General features: G+C 58.3%; 19 protein-coding genes. 6 read left to right on the top strand and 13 right to left on the bottom strand.

The genetic code is table 11. From position 1 onward, the window contains the following. Positions 1 to 39 precede the first annotated feature (39 nt). Positions 40 to 1,545 carry an anion permease gene (locus EGY08_RS28850; RefSeq protein WP_004119654.1) on the bottom strand — a complete coding sequence of 502 codons (1,506 nt, stop codon included), beginning with the start codon at positions 1,543 to 1,545 and terminating at the stop codon, positions 40 to 42. Positions 1,546 to 2,172: 627 nt separating this feature from the next. On the opposite strand from EGY08_RS28850, the gene EGY08_RS28855 reads away from it, so the two are divergent. Both EGY08_RS28855 and EGY08_RS28860 read left to right on the top strand, forming a co-directional pair. Further along, positions 2,173 to 4,950, top strand: coding sequence for a flavocytochrome c (locus EGY08_RS28855; protein ID WP_123829466.1), 2,778 nt, complete (start codon positions 2,173 to 2,175; stop codon positions 4,948 to 4,950). 67 nt (positions 4,951 to 5,017) lie between these two features. Then, positions 5,018 to 5,968, top strand: coding sequence for an FAD:protein FMN transferase (locus EGY08_RS28860; protein WP_004119657.1), 951 nt, complete (start codon positions 5,018 to 5,020; stop codon positions 5,966 to 5,968). On the opposite strand, the gene dcuR is transcribed toward EGY08_RS28860, so the two are convergent. From dcuR to EGY08_RS28875, 3 genes are all read right to left on the bottom strand, one after another. Continuing rightward, positions 5,949 to 6,668 carry a two-component system response regulator DcuR gene (dcuR, locus tag EGY08_RS28865; protein ID WP_123829294.1) on the bottom strand — a complete coding sequence of 240 codons (720 nt, stop codon included), beginning with the start codon at positions 6,666 to 6,668 and terminating at the stop codon, positions 5,949 to 5,951. The genes EGY08_RS28860 and dcuR overlap by 20 nt on opposite strands. Next, entirely contained in the window at positions 6,665 to 8,284 is a 1,620-nt protein-coding gene (locus EGY08_RS28870) for a sensor histidine kinase (protein WP_123829295.1), read from the bottom strand. Before EGY08_RS28870 ends, dcuR begins: the two co-directional genes overlap by 4 nt. Positions 8,285 to 8,390: 106 nt before the next feature. Beyond that, positions 8,391 to 9,287 (bottom strand): LysR family transcriptional regulator, encoded by an 897-nt coding sequence (locus EGY08_RS28875; RefSeq protein ID WP_123829296.1) that lies wholly within the window; start codon positions 9,285 to 9,287, stop codon positions 8,391 to 8,393. 107 nt (positions 9,288 to 9,394) lie between these two features. On the opposite strand from EGY08_RS28875, the gene EGY08_RS28880 reads away from it, so the two are divergent. The 4 genes from EGY08_RS28880 to EGY08_RS28895 all read left to right on the top strand — a co-directional run bounded on the left by EGY08_RS28880 (position 9,395) and on the right by EGY08_RS28895 (position 14,347). Further along, positions 9,395 to 10,135, top strand: a complete 741-nt coding sequence (locus EGY08_RS28880; RefSeq protein WP_004119667.1) for an SDR family oxidoreductase — start codon at positions 9,395 to 9,397, stop codon at positions 10,133 to 10,135. A gap of 222 nt (positions 10,136 to 10,357) precedes the next feature. Further along, on the top strand, positions 10,358 to 11,263 hold the full coding sequence (locus tag EGY08_RS28885) for an N-acetylmuramic acid 6-phosphate etherase (protein WP_112164881.1): 906 nt from the start codon (positions 10,358 to 10,360) through the stop codon (positions 11,261 to 11,263). Between the two features lie 331 nt (positions 11,264 to 11,594). Further along, entirely contained in the window at positions 11,595 to 13,205 is a 1,611-nt protein-coding gene (gene mqo, locus EGY08_RS28890; protein WP_267285420.1) for a malate dehydrogenase (quinone), read from the top strand. A 215-nt stretch (positions 13,206 to 13,420) separates the two neighbouring features. Then, positions 13,421 to 14,347 carry a LysR substrate-binding domain-containing protein gene (locus tag EGY08_RS28895; RefSeq protein ID WP_004119671.1) on the top strand — a complete coding sequence of 309 codons (927 nt, stop codon included), beginning with the start codon at positions 13,421 to 13,423 and terminating at the stop codon, positions 14,345 to 14,347. Here EGY08_RS28895 and mdcH read toward each other — a convergent pair. From mdcH to EGY08_RS28940, 9 genes are all read right to left on the bottom strand, one after another. Next, on the bottom strand, positions 14,337 to 15,239 hold the full coding sequence (mdcH, locus tag EGY08_RS28900; protein WP_123829298.1) for a malonate decarboxylase subunit epsilon: 903 nt from the start codon (positions 15,237 to 15,239) through the stop codon (positions 14,337 to 14,339). The genes EGY08_RS28895 and mdcH overlap by 11 nt on opposite strands. Continuing rightward, positions 15,236 to 15,856 carry a malonate decarboxylase holo-ACP synthase gene (locus EGY08_RS28905; protein ID WP_087828182.1) on the bottom strand — a complete coding sequence of 207 codons (621 nt, stop codon included), beginning with the start codon at positions 15,854 to 15,856 and terminating at the stop codon, positions 15,236 to 15,238. Before EGY08_RS28905 ends, mdcH begins: the two co-directional genes overlap by 4 nt. 2 nt (positions 15,857 to 15,858) lie before the next feature. Next, on the bottom strand, positions 15,859 to 16,818 hold the full coding sequence (locus tag EGY08_RS28910; protein WP_004119674.1) for an AEC family transporter: 960 nt from the start codon (positions 16,816 to 16,818) through the stop codon (positions 15,859 to 15,861). 130 nt (positions 16,819 to 16,948) lie between these two features. After that, positions 16,949 to 17,749: a biotin-independent malonate decarboxylase subunit gamma gene (mdcE, locus tag EGY08_RS28915; RefSeq protein ID WP_004119676.1), complete on the bottom strand. Its 801-nt coding sequence runs from the start codon at positions 17,747 to 17,749 to the stop codon at positions 16,949 to 16,951. Further along, complete coding sequence (locus EGY08_RS28920; RefSeq protein ID WP_123829299.1) at positions 17,749 to 18,582, bottom strand: biotin-independent malonate decarboxylase subunit beta; 834 nt, start codon at positions 18,580 to 18,582, stop codon at positions 17,749 to 17,751. The genes mdcE and EGY08_RS28920 overlap by 1 nt, the downstream gene beginning before the upstream one ends. Beyond that, positions 18,575 to 18,874 carry a malonate decarboxylase acyl carrier protein gene (mdcC, locus tag EGY08_RS28925; RefSeq protein WP_004119678.1) on the bottom strand — a complete coding sequence of 100 codons (300 nt, stop codon included), beginning with the start codon at positions 18,872 to 18,874 and terminating at the stop codon, positions 18,575 to 18,577. Before mdcC ends, EGY08_RS28920 begins: the two co-directional genes overlap by 8 nt. Positions 18,875 to 18,891: 17 nt before the next feature. Further along, positions 18,892 to 19,734, bottom strand: coding sequence for a triphosphoribosyl-dephospho-CoA synthase (locus EGY08_RS28930; RefSeq protein ID WP_123829300.1), 843 nt, complete (start codon positions 19,732 to 19,734; stop codon positions 18,892 to 18,894). Beyond that, positions 19,734 to 21,389 carry a malonate decarboxylase subunit alpha gene (gene mdcA, locus EGY08_RS28935; protein WP_123829301.1) on the bottom strand — a complete coding sequence of 552 codons (1,656 nt, stop codon included), beginning with the start codon at positions 21,387 to 21,389 and terminating at the stop codon, positions 19,734 to 19,736. The genes EGY08_RS28930 and mdcA overlap by 1 nt, the downstream gene beginning before the upstream one ends. A gap of 317 nt (positions 21,390 to 21,706) precedes the next feature. After that, a complete protein-coding gene (locus EGY08_RS28940; protein ID WP_004119683.1) occupies positions 21,707 to 22,741 on the bottom strand; it encodes an AI-2E family transporter in 1,035 nt (344 codons plus the stop codon). Positions 22,742 to 23,191: the final 450 nt, after the last annotated feature.

The following is a 23,191-nucleotide window of genomic DNA, read 5'->3' on the forward strand; positions in this document are numbered from 1 at the left end:
GAGTAAAACCGCCGGGGTTTAACGCCCGACGGTTATGAATCAGAACATCATGGACATCCACGGATAGCCAATCAGCAGCAGGGCGGCCAGGAAGATGGCGCCGAAAATGGTGCCGAGACGCCAGTAGTCTTTGGTCGGCAGATAGCCGCTGCCGTAGTAAATTGGGCTGGGGCCGGTACCGTACGGGGTGATGATCCCCATCACGCCGAGGGAGGTCACCATCAGCAGCACGAACACCTGCATATTCATCCCCGGAATGGTGGAGGCGATAGTCAGCATCGCCGGCAGCAGCGCGGTGGTGTGCGCGGTGGTGCTGGCAAACAGATAGTGCAGCAGGTAGAACGCCAGCAGCAGGACGACGGTCGCGACGCCCGGGGAAATGCCGCTCATCAGCGCGCCGCCCTCTTTACCCAGCCAGGCGATAAAACCGGTAGAGGAGAGGCCGTCGGCCAGCGCAACCAGGGTGGCGAACCAGGCAAAGGTGTTCCATGCCGCTTTGTTGCTGGTGATATCATTCCACGAGAGCACGCCGGTCCACAGCATCAGGACGATAACCAACAGGGCGGCCAGCGCTGGTTCAATCCATTCGGCGGCGAAGATCCACATCATCAGCGCGAAGCAGACGAAGACCAGCAGCAGGATTTCATTGCGCGACAGGCGGCCCAGTTTTTCCAGCTCGCGGGCGGCCCACAGCGGCACTTCATCGTTGATTTTCACTTCCGGCGGGTAGAACCAGTAGGCCAGCAGCGGCATCGTCAGAATCAACAGGATACCCAGCGGCAGGAAGGCGATAAACCAGGTGCCCCAGGAGATATTAATGCCGACGATGCTTTTCACCAGCGCCAGCGCCAGCAGGTTCGGCGCGAGCGCGGAGAGAAACATCGAACTGGTGATGCAAGCGGCGGTGATCGCCACCCACATCAGGTAGGAGCCGATGCGGCGCGCGCTCGGGTCGTTAGGTTTAGAGCCGTACAGCGGCGGCAGGTTAGCGATAATCGGGTAGATGGTCCCGCCGCTGCGCGCGGTATTGGACGGCGTGAACGGCGCCAGCAGCAGGTCGGCGAAGGTGATGGCGTAGCCCAGCGTCAGGCTGCGGCGGCCGAGATATTTCACCAGAATCAGCGCCAGACGGCGGCCAAACTGGGTTTTATCGTAGCCGGCGGCAAACATGAAAGCACCGAAGATAAGCCACACGGTGGAGTTACCGAAACCACTCACCGCCCATTTAAAGGAGGCGCCGGCAAGCTTAAAGTTCGGCGCGGCCAGCTGTTCAGGGCTAAAGAGTAGCCACTGGCTGCACAGGGCGATGACCACGACGCCGGTAATACCAATCACCGCGCCGGGCAGTGGTTCGAAGATCAGACCGACGATCACGCCGACGAAAATGGCAAAGTAATGCCAGGCGTAAGGGGGGAGCCCTTCGGGCACCGGAACGAATAAGAGTAAGACGGCAACGATAATGGGCATCGCCATCATCAGCAGACGTTTATAAGCAGCATTTTTTGCTGCACCGGCAGGCGGTATGGTTGTCTTTTTCTCTTTCATAATGAGTATCTGCAAGTAGTTAAAAATAAGGTTTTGTCACCGGTTAACCGTTCGATTTCTTTAGTTTCGAAAGTTTCTTTAATTATTAATGGCCGTTTTTGGATATTCCGGTGACCGTTATTTAACGCGTTTTGTTGAGCGCTAAATTAAAATGCTTGGTTATTTATATATTGCGCTTTCATGCGCCGTTGCAATTGATTGAGATCAAGAAAAGCGGGTTGTCAGATACTTTTTTATTATTTCAGATAACCCTGTTTAGTGAGGTGTTAATTTGTGTGAAATATAGCTCAATGTTAAATTTTAATTGGTTTTTATAATGCAATTTTAATGTATTTATATGAATAATAAGGTTTTTTACGGTTATTTTTAAGGTTGCATATGTTAACAATGGTTTCCAGTTTGTTATCATTTATCTCTGTTGTGTGAATAAAATATTTTTAATTAATAATACAAAGGAGGTAGTGATGTTATTGCTGGTATTAAATAGTTTTTTAACTAACGTAATTACTTTGGTAACTAAAAATAGCGCTATATTATGGGCATGACTTAAGGGATTACCAAATACAAGTAAAAATAATTCCGTCACCCAATTCTGAATTTTCAATATTTAAAATCTGGAGCGTCATGATGACCAGTAACCAACGAATTTTAAACCCTTTTACTTTACCGAACGGCACCGAGCTAAAAAACCGCCTGTTAATGGCGCCGATGACCACCTGCGCCGGTTATTTTGACGGTACCGTGACCAGTGAACTGGTGGAGTACTACCGCGCTCGCGCCGGCAGCATCGGCGCTATTATCGTTGAATGCTGCTTTATCGATGATTACGGTCTGGCGTTCCCCGGCGCTATCGGTATCGATAATGACGAGAAAGTGGCCGGTCTGGCGAAAATCGCCGCGGCGATCAAGGCCGAAGGCTCAAAAGCGATTCTGCAGATCTACCACGGTGGCAGGATGGTCGACCCGCAGCTTATCGGCGGACGCCAGCCGGTGGCCCCGAGTGCGATTGCCGCGCCCCGCGAAGGCGCAGCCACGCCTCGCGCGCTGAGCGGGGCTGAAGTCGAGGGCATGATCGCGAAGTTTGGCGAAGGTGTACGCCGCGCCATTCAGGCTGGTTTCGACGGCGTCGAGATTCACGGCGCGAACACCTATCTGATCCAGCAGTTTTATTCGCCAAACTCTAACCAGCGCGACGACGAGTGGGGCGGCAGCCGCGATAATCGCGCCAGATTCCCGCTGGCGGTGCTCGACATCACCCACAAAATGGCCCGCCAGTACGCCGACGACGCCTTTATTATCGGCTACCGCTTCTCCCCGGAAGAGATGGAAGTCCCCGGCATCCGTTTTGCTGACACCATGTACCTGCTGGAAAAACTGGCCGCCCGCGGCGTGGACTATCTCCACTTCTCGGTTGGCGCCACGCTGCGCCCCTCTATCGTTGATACCAGCGATCCCACCCCGTTGATTGAAAAATACTGCGCCATGCGCTCTGAAACCCTGGCGCAGGTGCCGGTGATGGGCGTGGGCGGCGTGGTTAATGCGGCTGATGCCGAGCAGGGGCTGGATCACGGCTACGACCTGATGGCGGTCGGTCGCGCCTGTATCGCGTATCCTGACTGGACGGCGCGCATTGCCGCCGGCGAAGAGCTGGAGCTGTTTATTGACAGCACCCAGCGCGAAGCGCTGAACATCCCGGAACCGCTATGGCGCTTCTCGCTGGTGGAGGCGATGATCCGCGATATGAGCATGGGCGACGCCAAATTCAAACCGGGGATGTTCGTCGAAACCGTTCAGGACGACGCCAACGAGCTGGTTATCAACGTCAGCCTGGAAAATGACCGTATCGCCGATATCGCCCTGGCGGCAAGCCCGGTGCAGACCGTCGAGTTCACCACCAGCTTTGAAGAGATCCGTGAACGTATTCTCAGCGCTAACACCCCGCACGTGGATGCGATTTCCGGCGCAACCAGCCAGAGCGAAGCGGTAAAAAAAGCGGTGTCCAAAGCAATGCTGAAGTCCAGTAAAGCGCTGGCCGCCGAAGAGGGCGCGGGCGATGCGGCGCCGAAAAGCTACGATGTGGTGGTGGTCGGCAGCGGCGGAGCCGGTCTGGCGGCCGCGATTCAGGCGCACGATGAAGGCGCGAGCGTTCTGATCGTTGAAAAAATGCCGACCATCGGCGGCAACACCATCAAAGCCTCTGCCGGAATGAACGCCGCAGAAACCCGCTTCCAGCGCGTAAAAGGCATCGAGGACAGCAAAGAGTTGTTCTACCAGGAAACGCTGAAAGGCGGCAAAAATAAAAACGACCCGCAGCTGCTGCGCCGCTTCGTAGAAAACGCGCCGGAAGCCATTGAGTGGCTGGCGCGTCGCGGCATTATGCTTAACGATATCACTACCACCGGCGGGATGAGCATCGACCGTACCCACCGTCCGCGCGACGGGTCGGCGGTCGGCGGCTACCTGATCAGCGGCCTGGTGCGTAATATCACCAAACGCGGTATCGATGTGCTGCTGGATACGTCGGTGGAAGAGATCCTGATGAGCGGCGATGAGGTCAGCGGCGTGCGCCTGCTCACCGATGAAAACGAATCGGTTATGGTACAGACGAAGAGCATCGTGGTGGCCACCGGCGGCTTCAGCGCCAACAGCGCCATGGTGGTGAAATACCGCCCGGATCTGGCGGGTTTTGTGACCACCAACCATAAAGGGGCCACCGGCGGCGGTATCGCGCTGCTTGAACGCATCGGCGCGGGCACCGTGGATATGGGCGAAATCCAGATCCACCCGACCGTCGAGCAGCAAACCTCGTATCTGATTTCCGAATCGATTCGCGGCGGCGGGGCGATTCTGGTGAACCCGCAGGGTAGCCGCTTCTTCAACGAAATGGAAACCCGCGATAAGGTCTCCGCCGCGATTATCGCGCTGCCGGAGCACTTCGCTTATATCGTCTTCGACGAGCACGTCCGGGCGAAAAACAAAGCCGCCGATGAGTACATCGCTAAAGGTTTCGTCACCAGCGCCAGCTCGCCGCGCCAGCTGGCGGAGAAACTGGGGATGGATTACCATGCTTTTCTCAATACCCTGGAGCGCTACAACGGCTTTGTTGAAAAACAGCATGATGATGACTTTGGCCGTACCACCGCGCTGCGCGCGCCGATAAATGAAGGCCCTTACCATGCGATTCGTATCGCGCCGGGGGTTCACCACACCATGGGCGGCGTGACCGTTAACACCGATACCGCGGTGCTGAATGCCGGTCATCAGGTGATTGCGGGCGCTTTTGCCGCAGGCGAAGTGGTTGGCGGCATTCACGGTGGTAACCGCATCGGCGGTAACGCGGTGGCCGATATCATTATCTTCGGGACCCTCGCGGGCCATCAGGCCGCGAAACGCGCCAGAGGTTAAGCGTTAGCGACCCCCGCCGGGCTGGCAAACATACGGCCCGGCTTCTTATCTCTCTGAGGAGGGCGATATGTCCGACAACCGCGTCTACAGCTACTCCGCCGTGCTGATGGGTTCGCCCATTCTCCTCAAACTCTACGTTCACGATGAACCGCTCGCCTCACGTGTTTTTCAACTGATTAAGGGCTATGAAGATCTCTTCACCGTGAACCGCGCGTACTCCCAGGTGATGGATATCAACCAGGCCGCCGGGCGGCATCCGGTGACGGTAAGCCGTCCGGTTTACGCGCTGATTAAATGCGCCAAAGCCGCCAGCATGGTGCGCGACAGCGCGTTTAACCTGGCGATCGGTCCGCTGGTGAAGCTGTGGCGCATCGGTTTTCAAGGCCAGAGCGTGCCCGCTGCGCAGGACATTGCCGCTCGCCTGACGTTAACGCGTCCGCAGGATGTGATCCTCGATGACGCCGTCGGCAGCGTCTATCTTGCCCGCGCGGGAATGGAGATTGACCTTGGGGCCATCGCGAAAGGCTATATCGCTGACCGGGTGCGCGACTATTTGCAGCAGCAAGGCATAAACGCCGCGCTGATTAATCTCGGCGGCAATGTCCACACGCTGGGCGAATGGTCTATCGGGTTGAAAAAACCTTACTCAGCGGCGGATGCGCTGATTGGCAGCATTGCGGTGGCGGGGCAGTCGGTGGTGACCTCGGGCATTTACGAACGCTATTTCGAGCAGGATGGCAAACGCTGGCACCATATTCTCGACCCGCGCAGCGGCTATCCGCTGGATAACGAGCTGGAAAGCGTAACCATTATTTCCGCCGACTCGCTGGACGGCGATATCTGGACCACCCTGATTTACGGCCTCGGCGTAGAGAAGGGCTGCGCGGCGCTGCGCCAGCGCGAGGATATCGAAGCGATTTTCGTCACCAAAAACCGCGACGTTATCCTCTCTTCACAGCGCCGTTTCCGCTTCCAACTGTTGGATAATGGCTACCGGCTTACTGGCTGTACTGCTTAAGCAGGCCGTACTGCTCGGCTATCAAATGGTAGCGGTACACCGGGCGTCCGGTGGCGCCATAGTGAATGCTGGTATAAAGAATGTTAATTTGTGCCAGCCAAATCAGGTACTTACGGCACGAAACCCGAGATATATTTACCGCCGCCGCCAGCTCGTCGGTGGAGAACTCCACATCCGGATGGGCATCAATCCACTGACAGAGGGTACGCAGCGTCTGCGGCGTCAGGCCTTTTGGTAACTTGCGCGAATCGGCGGCTTCCGGCACGCCGCCGTGGAGCAACCGGTCGACGTCCGCTTGTTCATAATAGGGTTGACCGGTCATCAGCTTAAGCTTTTCGCGCCAGGCGGTGAGCGCCTCTTCAAACCGTGGAAACTGGAAGGGTTTGATCAGATAGTCCACCACGCCGTAGCGCATCGAGGCCTGAACCGTCGCGGCGTCGGCGGCAGAGGTAATCATTATCACGTCGATAGCCCGCCCGGACGCGCGTATGGCGGGCAGCAGATCGAGGCCGCTATCCTGCTGCATGTAGACATCCAGCAGCACCAGATCGATCTCCAGATCCTTGTCGTTAACCATCTCCCTGGCTTTACTCAGCGTCGACGCGGTGCCGCTGCAGCGGAAGCCGCTGACTCGCCCCACGTACAGGCGATTCAGTTCGGCAACCATGGCATCATCGTCAACAATTAATACATTTATCACGCACTTTTCCTTTTACTGTCCCACGGGAGATGAACGAAAAATTGGGTAAACACGCCGGGTTCGGATTCCACGGCCAGCGACCCGCCAAGTTCGCGAAGCTGCTGGCTGGCGAGAAACAGCCCGACGCCGCGGTTTTCGCCTTTAGTCGAGAAGCCCTTATTAAAAATATCATCGATAAACGCTTCCGGGATACCGGGACCATCATCGCTGACTTCGCCGCTTAACCAGCCGTTCTGATAGTGCAGCAGCAGGCCGACTTCGCCTTCGGCCTGGCCGCTCATGGCATCCAGCGCATTCTCGATTAAATTGCCCAGCACCGTAACCAACACGGTAATCTGTTTTTCATTCGGGCAGTCGGGTACCAGGCTCTCTTCGGCGAGGGTGAGGGTAAACCCCCGCTCTTTAGCGCGCTGAATTTTGCCGATCAAAAAGCCGGCCACCACCGGTGATTTAATTCGGTGCTGGATTTCGCCGATATCCGCCTGATAGGTGTGGGCGGTCTGCAGCACGTACTCCTCCAGCTTGTCGTAGCTTTTCATGTTCAACAGGCCGAGAATCACGTGCAGCTTATTCATAAATTCATGCGATGTAGTGCGCAGGGCATCGACATAGTTCACCATCCCGTCGAGCCGCTGCAGCAGCTGGCTGACTTCGGTTTTGTCACGAAAAGTGCTAATTGCGCCGACCACGTCATCCCCGTCGCGAACGGGGACCGTGTTGCTGATCAGCAGCAGACCGTTGCACCCCAGCTCGCGATCGTAAATCGGCTCGCCGGTTTGCAGAACCTCCTGCAAATCCGCCAGCAGCGGCGTTTGCGCGATGTCGCTATCGGGGCCGCTGAACAGGATATCCCGCGCGGCGGGGTTAATCAGCGTCACCTGGCCGTCGGCGTCCACCGCCACCACGCCCTCTTTTAAAGAATGCAGCATCGCCTGTCGCTGCTGGAACTGCGTCGAGATCTCCTGCGGCTCAAGGCCCAGAAGAACACGCTTCAGGCCGCGAACCAGGCTCCAGGTGCCGACGGCACATACAACCGCGCTGAACAGCACGGTCAGGATCACGTCCCAGCGGCTGGCGGCGATCTGCGTATCCACTTTGCTTAGCGAAATGCCAATCGCCACCACGCCGATTTGCCGACGGTTATCGTCAAATACCGGGGTGAATACCCGCAGCGCCGGAGCCAGCACGCCGTGGTTGACAGCGACGTTCTCCTTGCCCGCCAGCGTGGGCCGGATGTCATCGCCGATGAAGGGTTTGCCGATAATCTGGCTATTGGGATGCGAGTAGCGAATACCGTCCATATTGGTGACGACGGCAAACAGCAGGCCGTTGCGTCTGGCGACGGCCTGCGCCAGCGGCTGGATAATACCGCTCTCCGGCGGCAGCGTCAGGCCACGCTTGACTTCCGGGGTGTCGGCCAGCGTCCGCGCCACCGCCAGCGCCGTATCTTTCACGCCGTCACGGGTGGCGCCGCTAATCTGCATAAACCACAGGGCATAGACCAGAATCAGTACTGAACCGATCACGCTGCCGATCATTAAGGTCACGGCGGTGCTCAGCTTCATGCTCATTGCGCGTTTGCGCGCGGGCGACGCCGGCTGCGCGAATTCATTCATACCCACCCCTGGACAAAACGTTTAGACAGTATTATCGCTGAACGAGCGGCTTTCATAAAGCCGTGTAATAAAAGCAAAATCAGCCTGACAGCCAGTCTGGCGGTCGCTATCTGCCGCCGACAGCCAGCAGATAGTCGATAAATGCCCGCAGCGGCGATGCCATTTGCTTACGGCTGGGGTAGTAAACGTAAAAACCGGGGAAGGCCGGGGTCCACTCTTTCAATAGCTGGACTAGCTGGCCTGTCTCAAGCCCGGGATCGACCTGATGGGCAAATTGATAGGCAATACCTGTGCCCTTGAGGGCTAACGGCGTCAGCATGGCCGGCTCATCGACAATGATGGGTCCTTTGACCGCAATCTCGCAGCTTTCGCCGTCGCGCTGAAACTCCCAGCGATACACGCTGGCATCGCTTGGCCTACGATAGGTCAGGCAAGGATGCTGCAGCAAATCCTGCGGTTTATGGAGCTGCGGCGCCTGCGCCAGGTAGCGCGGAGAGGCGACGACTTTCATTTCGAGGTCGCCGCTCAGCCTGACGGCAACCATATCCTGATGGAGCTTTTCACCGAGACGAATTCCGGCATCAAAACCTGCCGAAACGATATCGACCAAAGCGTCATCAGTGACGATATCCAGCTCAATTTTGGGGTAGCGCTGCATAAAGCCGCCCAGCACCGGCGCCAGATAATGAATCGCGGCGATGCGCGAAACATTGAGGCGCAGGCGGCCCGCAGGCGCGCTGGCCGTCTGGGCATCGGTCACCGCATCCTGGAGAGCCGCCAGCGCAGGGGCCAGCCGCTGCATCATGCGTTTACCGGCCTCGCTCGGCGCGACGCTGCGCGTGGTCCGGTGTAATAAACGTACGCCGATGCGCTCCTCGAGACGACGGATGGTTGCGCTTAAGGTGGAGGTCGTGACGCCGAGATGCGCCGCCGCCCGGGTAAAACTGCCTTGCTCAACGACCATCGCGAAGGCTCTTAATTCCGCAAAATCACTTCCGCGCATTATGGCGATTTCCCCAAACAGTCTTGTTGATAATAGGCATATTATCAAACAGTCTCCCGCTGGTTACCATCCTGATGAATATCATTTAACCGACAGGGGAAACGACGATGGCGAGATTTAGCGCAAAAAGAGTTCTTATCACCGGTGCGACCAGCGGGATTGGGCTTGCCGGAGCAAAGCGTATCGATAGCGAAGGCGGTTGGGTGATTGCTACCGGACGCGATCCCCGACGGCTGGCGCTGCTACGCGGGCAGCTCTCGGATCGGGCCAGGGTCATCGACAACGATGCCAGCGATCCCCTGACCGGCGAGGCGCTGGCCGAGGAAATTCACGCCTCCGGCGGGCTTGATGGTCTGTGGCTCAATGCCGGATATGCCGCCGTTGGAGAGCTATCGCAGATTGATGCCGCGGCCTTTGACCAAATGATGGCGACCAACGTGCGCGGGCCGGTTCTCCAGATGGCGGCGCTCGCCGGGAAGCTTAATCCAGGGGCCTCGGTGGTGGTGACGGCATCCACCTCCGCTTATGAGGGGGCCGCGGCGGCGAGCCTCTATTCGGCGACAAAAGGGGCGCTGATTTCATTAACCCGCTGCTGGGCATCGGCGTTAGGCGAAAAAAATATTCGCGTTAACGCCCTGGTTCCCGGTCCGATCGATACCGATTTTCGTCATTTTATGCGCGATGAGGTGCGCCGGGAGTTTGAAGCCTCGGTTGTCAGCCGCCTGGCGCTTCACCGTCAGGGGACGGCGGCTGAAGCGGCTGAAGTGGCGCTGTTTCTGCTTTCCGATGCGGCGTCATTCGTCAGCGGAGGCCAGTATGCCGTTGATGGCGGGCTGACCCTGCGCTAATTCACCCTTGACGTCTTAGCTTAACCTCGTCGCGCCTGTGGTTGGATAACGACCAATCGGCAGCTGAATGGCTTCAGGGGAGCGAAAACTGTGACTCCGGTGGCGGTAACGCGCGTCGCTTAAGCTTTACACTGCCATTAATAGCCATGGTCAATGAAAGGGTTTGCCTCAGGCCTGCGCTTTCGTCCCGGAAGGTTCTTTCGCATTTAAATGGAGGTTTTTATGAGCAGTAAGCCAACCGCTTCAATGATGGAACGACGCCACCCTGAAACCACCCATATTGATAGTCTTGCTACCCTCGATATGCTGACGCTGCTGCACAAGGATGATAAGCAGATTGCCGATGCCATTGAGGTCTGTCTGCCGGCTATCGCGCGCCTGATTGATAACGCGACGGCGACGCTCAGTCGGGGAGGGCGGCTGATAATTGTGGGGGCCGGGGCATCGGGCCATGCCGCCGTGCAGGCGGTGAGTGAATTTACCCCGGAAGGAAAACACTCGCTGGTCGGGCTTAGCGCCGGCGGGCCGACCGCCACGCGGCAGGAGCAGGACGCCGCGGCGAATAACTACGACCTTGGGGCTTTTGAACTTCAGGCGCTGCAGTTCAGCAACCAGGATATGCTGCTGGCGCTGACGGTCAGCGGTAAAACGCCGTGGGTCTGGGGAGCGATGCGCCATGCCTGGTCGCTGGGCGCGCCGATTGCGGTTGTGACGCAGCAGGCCACGAGCGAAGCCGCGCAGCTGGCGGATATCATCATCGCCCCGCAAACCGGACCGGAGGCGGTGGCGGGCTTTGGTAATCCGAAAGCGCAAATCGCGCAGCGGCAGATCCTTAACATGCTGACCACCGGGCTGGCGATTCGCGCGGGAAGGGTATATCAAAATCTGCGGGTCGATCTGCAGGCCAGCACCCCGCACGAGGCCGAGCGGCAGATAGCCATCGTGATGGCGGCGACGGCGTGTTCGCGCAGCGAGGCCAAAGCCGCGCTGGCCAGCTGCAATCAGCACTGCCGGACGGCGATATTCATGTTACTCAGCGGGCTGGATGCCTGGCAGGCGCGCGAGCTGCTGGCAGAGCACAACGACCATCTGCGGATTGCGCTGCGCGCGGCCCATACGGTAGCCTGAATGAACGTACCCGGCGCGTATTCGCGCCGGGTGATAAATTTAATTCGTCTACAGCGCTGGCGTTATTCCCCACCTTTTATCCTTTTATTTTTTTATTCCTGCACGGGTAAATCACTATTGCTTTCCCTATTCTCCATGCTGGCGTTATTTTTACTTTTTTAAGTTAAAAAACCAGGTAAATAGTAATTAGCTATGTGTGCGAAAGTGTAAATGATATTTTAAAATAAAGTAAAAGTGCGTTAATATGCCCGCTCTTATTACACTTGTGCTATGTGATATTTCTATTATGCCTGCAATTAAAAATACGATTATATCTATGACCGCATTAGCGATGTTCGTCAGTACGGCGACTTTCGCAAATGACGATACCTCGAAAAAAACCGATTTCCTGCTGATTGGCGGCGGCATTATGAGCGCGTCGCTGGGGACCTGGCTGCATGAACTCCAGCCGGACTGGAAGCAGGTCATGGTTGAGAAGCTGGATGGCGTCGCGCTGGGGTCCTCTAACGGCTGGAACAACGCCGGTACCGGACACTCGGCGAATATGGAACTGAACTATACGCCGGAACGCCCGGACGGCACCATCGACGTCAGCAAAGCGCTGGATATTAACGAACAGTTTATGATCTCCCGCCAGTTCTGGACGGCGCAGGTTAAACGCGGCATTTTGCACGATCCGCACTCCTTTATTAACTCCACCCCGCACATGAGTTTCGTCTGGGGAGATAACGTCGATTATCTGCAAAAACGCTACGCCGCGCTGCAGCAGACTACGTTATTCCAGGGGATGAAATTCTCTACCGACCACGCGCAAATAAAAGAGTGGGCACCGCTGGTGATGGAAGGGCGCGATCCGCAGCAGCGCGTTGCGGCGACCTGGACTCCGGTGGGTACCGACGTTAACTATGGGGAAATAACTCGCCAGCTGATCGGTAGCCTGAAGAAAAATAACAACTTCACGCTGCAAACGTCTTCAGAAGTTACCGATTTTAAACGCAACGCCGATAATTCCTGGCACGTAACGATTAAAAATGTGAATAGCGGCGAGGAGCAGGCGATCGATGCGAAATACGTATTTATCGGCGCCGGCGGCGGCGCGCTGAAATTACTGCAAAAAACCGGTATTCCGGAAGCGGATAATTACGCCGGCTTCCCGGTAGGCGGCTCCTTCCTGATGACTGAAAACCCGGCGGTGACCAAAGCGCACCAGCAGAAAGTTTACGGTCAGGCCTCGGTGGGCGCGCCGCCGATGTCGGTCCCGCACCTTGATGCCCGTTTCCTCGACGGCAAGCGCGTGGTGTTGTTTGGGCCATTCGCCACCTTCTCGACAAAATTCCTGAAAAACGGTTCGTTCCTCGATCTGCTGAGCACCACCACCACTGATAACGTGCTGCCGATGACCCACGTGGGTCTGGACAACTTCGATCTGGTGAAATATCTCATTAGCCAGGTGATGCTGAGCGACGACGATCGTTTTGCGGCGCTGAAAGAGTATTACCCAGGCGCGCGTAAAGAGGACTGGAAGCTGATTCAGGCCGGTCAGCGCGTACAGATCATCAAAAAAGACGCAGAGAAGGGCGGCGTGCTGAAGCTGGGCACCGAAGTGGTGGTCGACGAGCAGAAAACCATCTCCGCGCTGCTGGGCGCTTCGCCGGGGGCTTCTACCGCCGCGCCGATTACCCTGAACGTAATTAAGCAGATGTTCCCTGAGCAGTTTAATTCGGCGGAATGGCAGCGCCGTATTCACGATATCGTACCGAGCTACGGCCAGAAGCTGAACGGCAACGTCGCGCTGACCCAGCAGGTTTGGGATGACACTGCGGCTACGCTACAGTTGACCAAACCGCCGGTGATTGAGATGAACGCCACCGCGCCGGTAATGACCGCCAAACCGGCGGAGCCGAAGGCGGAGACTTCACCGCAGCACGATATGGCGCTGTAAGCCCGCGCCGTTGACATTGCCCGGTGGCGGCTGATGCCTCACCGGGCCTACGGGCCTCTCTTCGCCGTCCCGGCGAAAACGATACATTGTCATTATCTCTCTCCTCGCGCTGATATCCCCCTTCCGGCTAATCCTTCATTGGTTAATTGCGGTTATACTGTCTTGAAATTACGAAAGAAAATGCGGATGAAGACAGAAATGCGGAGCGCAGGGCAATGAAAGACGACATTAATCAGGACATCACCTTCCGCAAGCTGTCGGTATTTATGATGTTTATGGCTAAGGGCAATATCGCCAGAACCGCTGAAGCTATGCAGCTGAGCGGCGTCAGCGTTCACCGGGCGCTGCATACCCTGGAAGAGGGCGTTGGCTGCCCGCTGTTTATTCATAAAGGGCGCAATTTGTTGCCGCTGCCGGCGGCGTGGACGCTGCTGGAGTACTGCCAGGACGTGATGAGCCTGATGACCCGCGGACTGGAGGCGACGCGCAAAGTAGCCGGCGTCGGGCAGGGGCGGCTGCGTATCGGTACGCTGTACTCGCTGACCCTGGAAACCGTGCCGCGCATTATTATGGGCATGAAGCTGCGTCGTCCGGAACTGGAGCTGGATCTCACCATGGGCTCCAATCAGATGCTGCTGGATATGCTCGAAGATGACGCGCTCGATGCGATCCTGATCGCCACCAATGAAGGTGAATTCAATAATTCGGCTTTTGATGTGGTCCCGCTGTTTGAGGATGATATCTTTCTCGCCGCTCCGGCGACGGAGCAGCTCGATACCACCGCCCCCGCCGAACTGCGCGATTACGCCGGGCGTAAGTTCGTTTCGCTGGCGGAAGGCTTCGCTACCTATGCCGGATTTCAGGACGCTTTTCAGGTGGCCGGATTTGAGCCTGAAATCGTCACCCGGGTCAATGATATCTTTTCGATGATTAGCCTGGTGCAGGCGGGCGTAGGTTTTGCCCTGCTGCCGGGCCGCATGAAAAAGGTTTATGAAAACGACGTCCAGCTGTTGAAGCTGGCGGAGCCGTATCAGATGCGCCAGCTGATCTCCATTGTCTACTCGCACCATCGCGAGCGCGACGCCGACCTGCTGGCGCTGGCTGCTGAAGGGCGGATGTACGCCCGTAGCCTCAGCCGTTAAGCCGGTTCGCCAGGTGACGGGCGACGTCGATACCGCTGCGCTCCAGCGAAATGCACTCTCCCTGCCAGCCCGCCTGGCGGGTGAGGCAGGTCAGCACGCCGCCGGGCGGCATCTCGATCGCCAGCCGCGCCTCCCGTTCATCAGCGGCAATCATCGCCTCCTGCCAGCGAACGGTTCGCGCCATATTCAGCGCCAGATCGTCGGCTATTCGCAACGGGTCCCATAACACACGCGCCGTGGAGCCGCTCAGATACGCGCAGCGCGGTCTTCTGAGGGTGACTTCAGCGAATGCTTTTGCCAGCTCCGCCGCCGGTTTATCCAACAGCGCGCAGTGCGAAGGGACACTGACCGTCAGCCGCTGTGCTTTACTGGCGCCAGCCGCCAGCGCCAGCCCGGCCACGCGCGCCATCTCATCGTCGCGTCCGGCAATCACAATCTGCGTTTCAGCGTTAAGGTTGGCGATATAGAGGTCGCTGTCGGCAATCAGCTGTTCCACGCGGTCGAGCGTCAGGCCCATAATGGCGGTGAGCCCGTAGCCGTGGGGATAAGCCTGCTCCATTAAATCGCCGCGTAGTGCCACCAGCCGCAGAGCGTCGCTAAACGCCAGCGCATCGGCAATCACCGCCGCCGGGAAAGCCCCAATCGACAGGCCGCTAACCATGTCCGGATTCACTCCATGACGCTGCAATTCTCGCGCCCAGGCGACGCCTGCGATCAGCAGGCACAGCTGAACCGCACGCGTGTGTTTTAACGCTGCGGCGCTATCTAAATGGTCTATTTCTTCGCCGAGCACGGTCCGCGCTTCGGCGAGAATATTCTGGCGGTCGGGAAGGCCGGCCAGCATATCCGGCCGCTGGTTTCCCTGACCGGGAAAGGTAAAGAGAATTTTCATGCTTCCTCCCTGTTCCAGGGTGCCGCGGTCAGGCGCGCGCCGCGGGACGTTTTCAGCAGGACGCGACCATCGCGCAGCCACTCGTTTAGCGCAAATGCCCCGGCGGGCGTTTCGACCTGGGTATCCGCCCGGCACGGCAGCTGCGCGACGCGGGACTGCCAGGCGAGCAGCGCCTCGCGGGGAAGCGGCAGCGGCGCGCGGATCAGCAGATCGAGATCGCTGGCGGCGTGCAGCACGGGAATTTCGGTGGCCAGCGCGTAGCCGGTACCGCCGGTAATGCCCCAGCGCCACGACCAGGGGTGCAAGGTCAGTGATATCGCCGCCTGAACCGGCGGCTGAGAGACAAACGGCGAGCGCAGAAGCCGTTGGCGATCGGCGAGGGCTTCCGGGCTGACGATACGGACGATATTTTCTCTCCGTACCCAGCCCGCGGCCCGCTGTTCGCGCTTCACGCCCCGTACGCCCACCGGAACGCGGGCGTCGGCATCAACGTCGCGTCGTACCACCACCGGCAGACTAATACGCCAGTGTTGTGCGACCCAGGGCTCCTCAATCGCCTCCAGCGCGGCGGTATTATTCAACCAGATTAAATCGTGAGGACGCGGCGTTGATGACATCGTTAGATCCCTGAAGTTAAAGTGATAAACAGCGGTAGCGACAGGATACACAGAACCGAGCTTAACAGCAGCACCGCTTCCGCATCCGGCGACTGCACGCCAAAGCGGTTGCCGAAGACCACGCCGAAGAAACCGGCCGCGAGGGCAATCATCAGAATCGCGGTAATGGCGATAGAACCGTGCAGCCCCAGCAGCATCACCAGACCCCAGGCGATAAACGGCTGCACCAGCAGTTTAACAACGGTAGAGGTGGCAATCAGCGTATTGAGCTGCAGCTTGCGCGCTGACAGAATCACCCCGGTGAGGAACAGCGCCGCGGCGGTCGCCGCCAGGCCCAGCGGTTTGATAGAGGCCAGCAGCAGATCCGGCATTTTGATACCGATCGCCGAGAGCACAACCCCCAGTAGCGGACCCCAGACAATCGGTTTTTTGACCGAACGCCACATCAGTACCGGCAGCATCGCCAGCGTTGAACCGCTGTTCTCTCCGGCGGCGAGCGCTTTTTCACGCTCCAGAATCAGCAGGCAGAACGGCGTCATCAGTACCGAGCCGCAGGCGATGGAAACGGCGACGGAGAGTGAGGTTGACGCGCCTTCGCCGAGCACGCTGCCCAGAATCGGCAGACCCAGGGCGGCGTAGTTCGGCAGCGCTACGGTCAGGGTGAGCACGGCGGCATCCTGCGGCGAGCGCTTAAAGACGCGGGTGGCGAGGAAGTAAATGGCCGCATAGGTAATCCACATCGCCCCGGTGAGCACCAGTACCAGCGGCGATTGCGCGACGATACCGTTCCAGGGGGTTTGCACCGTGGCGCTAAACAGCGTCGCGGGCAGGGCGAAATCCATTACGAAAATGTTGAGTAACGAGACGTTTTTGTTATCGACCATTTTGGCCTTACCGGCCCAGAAGCCCAGCAGCATGATGACAAAAATCGGCGCGAGGGCATGAATAATCACATAAGTCATAAATCACCTGTTAATAAAATAGAGTACTGGCGCGATTGTTATAATTTCTAAAAGCGGTCTCTTCCTGAGGCACGCTATCGGTGCCTCAGGCGGCCGCTTCCGGCAGGTTTTCTTCTACTTAGGGACTGGACTACCAGCTGGCGCGCATGCGATCGCGCACTCGTTGGGAACTACGGCGGTTCTCTGCGCCAAGGCGGCACTTCAGTGAGGCATCACGACGGGCGTCAGCGATGGCGTCGCGCAGGGTATCGGTGACCAGCGTCAGATCGCGGGTGTCCGGTGCGTCAGGATTGCTGATATCCAGTAGGGCGGAGAGCAGGCCAAGCGTCGCGTAGTTGCTGACGTCATAAGCCATCGGCGGGATGGTGGCCGCCAGTTTCTCCAGCGCCTCAACGCTACGTAGCGTGATACGCGCGGCGGATTCTTTGCCCATGGCGTGCACCAGTACGCCGGCGTCATTAAAGGCGATCAGGCGATTGGCCTGGTAACCGTGGGCCAGAAACGCCCCGGACATCGCTTTGCCGACAATCAGGCCAATCACCGGATGCCCGGCAAGACGCGCCTTCGCATACGCGCCCGCCGCGCCGGCCAGCGCCTGATGAATACCAAAGGCTTCTTCACGACGGCCGTAGGCCTGGCTGGGGACATCAATGACCGCAATAATCGGGCGCTTCACCGTTTTATCCGCATCGGCGTCGATAGTTTCGTTGACCACTTTCGCCAGCGTCCAGCCTTCAAGCAGGCCGACTTCGCCGTTGGCGGCGCGCGGGTAATGGTTATTGGCATCCGGCACCACGGCGATAAAACGGGCGGTTTCACCGTTACAATCGGCGTCGGCAACCTGCACCGAGGGGCACAGACCGGTCATTAGCGGGGCGTTCGGTGCCAGCTGGTTTAGCCACAGCGCGGCGCGATTTGTGAACTGGCTCATTATTTCTCCTCCCGGGCGAATAGCTGTTTGATCTGCGCGGTATCCGCCTGCTGGCGGGTATCGAAGCGGGTCAAACGGGTCAGGAAATCCTCATAATTGTCGCTGCGATGCCGGGCGGGAACGCCTTTGGCTATCGCCTCGTTCATTGCGGCTTTCACCGCGTTAACGCCGTCGCCGACCAGGGCATCCACCAGACCGCTGGCGTAGCGAATTTCGCCGCCGGTCATGCTCCAGATAAACGGACGGTCGCGGGAGTCGTACTCTTCAATCCCCGCTTCCTGTTCGATAACCTGCGGTCCGTTGAGCCCCAGACGCGCTTCACGGGTGACAATCAGGTAGCTGCACAGCGCCGCGGCGATGGACATCCCGCCGAAGCAGCCAACGGTTCCGGCGACAATACCGACCACCGGGGTATAGCGGCGCAGATCGACAATCGCGGCATGAATATCAGCGATGGCGGCAAGCCCCAGGTTGGCCTCCTGCAGGCGCACGCCGCCGGTTTCCAGGCACAGCACCGCCTGGGTAGGAATACCGTTGCGGTTATCTTCCGCCGCCAGCTCAAGGGCGGCAGCCATTTTCGCGCCGGAGACTTCGCCCATGCTGCCGCCCTGGAAGGTGCCTTCAATAGCGATAACCACCGCGGGCTGGCCGTTAATGGTACCTTTCGCGACCACCATACCGTCGTCGGACTGCGGGACGATGCCCTGTGCGCCCAGCCACGGCGACATGATGCCTTCGAACGGGTCCAGCAGTTCTCGATAGCTGCCGTCATCCAGCAGGAGACGGGCGCGTTCGCGGGCGCGGAGTTCAATAAAGCTGCGATCGTTACGCATGAGCCACCTCCTCAAATACCTGTTCAATGCGGATCCGCGCGACGCCGGGGGTGGCGCCAAAGTCGTGGATGACCAGCTCTCCACCGGGGAGACCGTTAATCAGGCTCAGCCGTTCGAACAGCGCGTTCCAGCGCGCCAGGCTGTTATCCACGGAGGTGGTGATCTCCACATTGAGCGTATTGCTCTGCCCGGCGGTGTAGAGCACTTCCATATCGCCGGAGCCAACTACGCCTGCCAGCGCTTTGCCGCTGAGGGCGCGGTTGGCAGGGAATGACAATTTAATCTGTTCCATAACATCCTCTGAATGCGTTAAGCGGAAACCCGGTCGAGAAACAGGGTGGCGGCAAGAAGGTCCGCCGCGCCACCCGGCGAGGCGTTCTGCGCCAGCATCTGCGCATCAAGACGCGCCAGCGCGGCTCGCCCCAGGACCGTTGCACATCCTCCGGCGGCCAGCACCTCGCCTGCGCCTTGCCGCATTGCCTCAAGACCCGCCATCCCCGCGCGGGAGAGCACGCAGGTATCGCTAAGCGAGGTCATAATCGCCATCAGCGCGTCGAGACGGGCCTGCTCCTCGCTGGCCCCTTCGGTCCGGCTGCGCAATAGCTGCGGCAGCGCCAGGGTGGTGATATGCGGGAAAGCGCGCTGCGCTTCTTCCCGTGCGCCCGGAACCTGCCAGCGGCGGCTGGCGAGCAGGCCTTTACTGAAGGTCTTTGGCGCGCCGGCGTCCGGCAGACGGGCGAGGGCGGCGGCGGTTTCCGTAATTCTTTGTGCATGACCCTCTCCCCCGAGCATCGCCGTCGCGCTCACCAGCAGGCCCATCGCCCAGATAGCGCCGCGGTGGGTATTGACTCCCGAGGTCGCCTGCATCATCTGCGCTTCGCCTTCGCGTCCCAGACGGCCGACGGTTTCGCGCAGGGCGATATCCGCCGGTCGCCGCCAGCTCTGCTGTGCCAGCGCATGAAACGTTGGCTGCAGGCTACGGGCGGAGCGCTCCATCAGCGCCAGGTTCAGGTCCTGATGCGCGCCGTTGCCGCGACTGTCGACCAGACCCGGTTTGGGGCTGAGTCTTGCTTCGTCAATCAGGCAGATGCTGGCAGTTTGGGCCAGCCAGCGGGCGCGGGTTTCGGCAATTTGGGAAGAGAGTTTTTTCATTACCAGCTCCGGAATTTTGCCGGCGGGTTGTAAAGCCCGTCGGACCACTCAACCAGGTCGGCTACGCTGCCGGCGGCGAGCAGGGAACGGGTGGCGTCGCTGCGGCGGATACCGATATCTTCCGGATAGACGACTTTGCCGCTTTGGCGCAGTTCGGCCACGCGTTTGGCGTCCACGCCGAGGCCGATGTCGGTGATCCCCGCTACCGCTGCGACCATTGCCCGGCGCTCTTCAAGGCTTTCCGCCCGATAGAGATAGGCAATGCCTTCCTCGGTCAGCACGTGGGTGACGTCATCGCCGTAAATCATTACCGGCGCCAGCGGCATCCCGGAGGTTTTGGCCACTTCAACGGCGTCGAGTTTTTCCACGAAGGTTGGCTTCACGCCCGCCTGGAAGGTTTCCACCATCTGAACGACCAGCTTTTTACCGCGCTGCATCGGGTCCGGTTCGGTAATCATGTTGAGCCACGCCGGGGTGGCGTGACGGCGGCCGTGCGGGTCGTGGCCCATATTCGGCGCGCCGCCGAAGCCGGAGAGGCGGCCGCGGGTTACCGTCGAGGAGTTGGCGTAGCCGTCAACCTGGAGGGTCGAGCCGATAAACATATCCACCGCATACTGTCCCGCCAGCTGGCAAAACGCGCGGTTGGAACGCATGGAGCCGTCGGCGCCGGTAAAGAAGATATCCGGGCGTGCGCGAATGTACTCTTCCATTCCCAACTCGCCGCCGAAGCAGTGCACGCTCTCGACCCAACCGCTTTCAATGGCCGGAATAAGGGTCGGGTGAGGGTTCAGCGTCCAGTGTTTACAGATTTTGCCCTTCAGGCCGAGCCGTTCGCCGTAGGTCGGCAGCAGCAGTTCGATAGCGGCGGTGTTAAAGCCGATCCCGTGGTTCAGGGATTGCACCTGATGCTCGGCGTAGATGGCTTTAATCGCCATCATCGCCATCAGGATATGCTCCTGCTTAATCAGACGCGGGTCGCGGGTAAACAGCGGCTCGATAAAAAATGGTTTATCGGCGACAACGATATAGTCAATCCACGAACCGGGGATGTCCACGCGCGGCAGATCGCACTCGTCATCAACCAGTTCGTTGACCTGCGCAATGACGATGCCGTCGTGGAACGCGGCGGCTTCCACCAGCGCCGGAGTGTCTTCGGTGCTTGGCCCGGTGTAGAGGTTGCCCTTGCGGTCAGCTTTATAACCGGCGATCAGCGCCACGTTCGGCGACAGATCCACGTACAGGCGGGAGTAAAGTTCGATATAGGTGTGAATCGCGCCGATTTCCAGCAGGCCATCTTCCAGCAGCTGCGAAATACGCAGGCTTTGGGTACCGGAAAAAGAGAAATCGAGCTTGCGGGCGATGCCTTTTTCGAAAAGGTCCAGGTGCTCGCTGCGCCCGACGCTCGGCATAATCATATGCAGGTCGTGAATTTTTTGCGGGTTAACCTCCGCCAGCATCCGCGAAAGGAAATCTGCCTGTTTCTGGTTATTGCCTTCCAGTACCACCCGGTCGCCGGGGGCCAGCAGATGTTCCAGTACGGCAACCAGCTGGTCATTGGGGATCACTTTGCCGGAGATCTTCGCCTCGGCCAGTCGCCGCTGTTTTTCCGTACGGCGACGGTTCCAGACTCTCCCCGTCGTTTGTTCGGCATTCATTATTAACCTCCTGATTCGACAAATCGTTTTGATTGTCCTGGTGTGGGTGTAAGTGTGCGTCCCGAGGTGGTGGGTATCAATTAAGGCCGATGGCGAATCGTTAGCGTAAGAGTAATGAATGGCGGGGCAGAGATGTGATGTCGATCAATAATGGCTGCGAATGATTGGTCTACGAGTGGGGGACGTACCGGGTTGAGGCATTGGCGCGGCTTCCCGGCTCGCACTGCGTTTAGCCGGCTACAGGTTAAGGGTCGTCTACGCGCCGGTAGCCCGGACAGATGCGCCAGCATCTGCCCGGGGAGCCGCGATCAATGTAGTTAGTTTTTACTTAAATCACTCAGCAGGAAAGCAATACTCTGCCCGGCCACCGTCTGTTCGAGAGCGATTTTGACAATAATCGTCAATGGTACCGAGAGGAGCATCCCCACCGGGCCCAGCAGCCAGCCCCAGAATATCAATGACAGGAAGACCACCAGCGTCGATAGCCCAAGCCCGCGGCCCATAATGCGCGGTTCAAGAATATTGCCGAACACCAGGTTAATCACCAGATAGCCCGCCAGGACCACCAGCGCTTCGTACAGACCGCCAAATACCAGTACCTGCAGGATCGGCGGGATAGCCGCGAGAACCGAACCGATATTGGGAATGTAGTTGAGCGCAAAAGCCAGCAGTCCCCACATAAAGGCAAAGCGGACGTCCAGCAGCACCAGCATTCCCCAGACCACCAGCCCGGTTACCAGGCTAATGGCGGTTTTAAGCACCAGATAGTGAGAGACGCTATCCAGCGCGCGCTGAATCGCGCCCATTCCCTCCACTGGCCGCGACATCAGCTGCTGCAGCTTCGCGGGAAGCTGCGGCACTTCCAGCAGCATAAACACCACCGTCAGCAGCAGCAGGAAGATAGAGGACATCGCGTTGGAAAGCTGGGTAAGCAGCCCGGTTACCAGGGTCATCACCGCGTTGGGGTCTATATATTTATTCAGTTCCACCACCGACACGGTAAAGCCGAAGCGCTGTAGCCACGGCGCGACGGTCTGCATCGGTTCATAGAGATAGTTGCGATACTGCGGCAGGGTGCGCGCAAGCTCGTTAAGCGAGGTGCCGAGCGAGGCCAGCAGCACCACGGCCAGCAGGACAATCACGCCGACCAGGAGCGAAATCGCCAGCACCCGCGGCACCCGGCAGCGCACCATCAGTTGAACCAGCGGGTTAATCACCACCGCCAGAAAGATAGCCAGCACAAAAGGCACGATAATATCCGCCGCGAAGCGGATGCCTGTAAGGATGATAACCAGCATGCCGAGCATGATGACTATTTTTAAGCCGTTAAGCGTGATGATGGGTTTGGCCATACCGCTCCCTGCGAGAGAAAAAATGGGGTCTAATATGAGTCATTGTAGACGTTGGCAAAGTCGGCGTCTCAACGCGTCGCCTCAGTTAAAATGAAAAAAAACGACCCATTAATAAATAATGGCTGGAACGATATCATAATGGCGTTTGCTATCGGAAAAAACTAATCCAAATCAAATAGCCGAGGTAAAGAACTGCAAAGACTTTGAGTTAAATGTGGCGTTATGGTACAAATCTGCGTGTGTATAACTACAGAGGACAATTTTCATCCGCAAATGATGAGAAGCAATACCGCGGATAATTGTAATTTTATGGACAATCAGTTCAGGATGTATATTTCGCTTCACCCTGCAGTCTCCCACTCTAACTCCCGCTTCCTCGGCGAGCAGCACTGGCGCTCGGCGCTTTAGTCTTCTTCTCTCTGCCTGAGCTGGCGCGCTGCGCACGGCTAA

This window comes from Klebsiella sp. FDAARGOS_511, assembly GCF_003812845.1.
Classification (GTDB): domain Bacteria; phylum Pseudomonadota; class Gammaproteobacteria; order Enterobacterales; family Enterobacteriaceae; genus Klebsiella; species Klebsiella grimontii.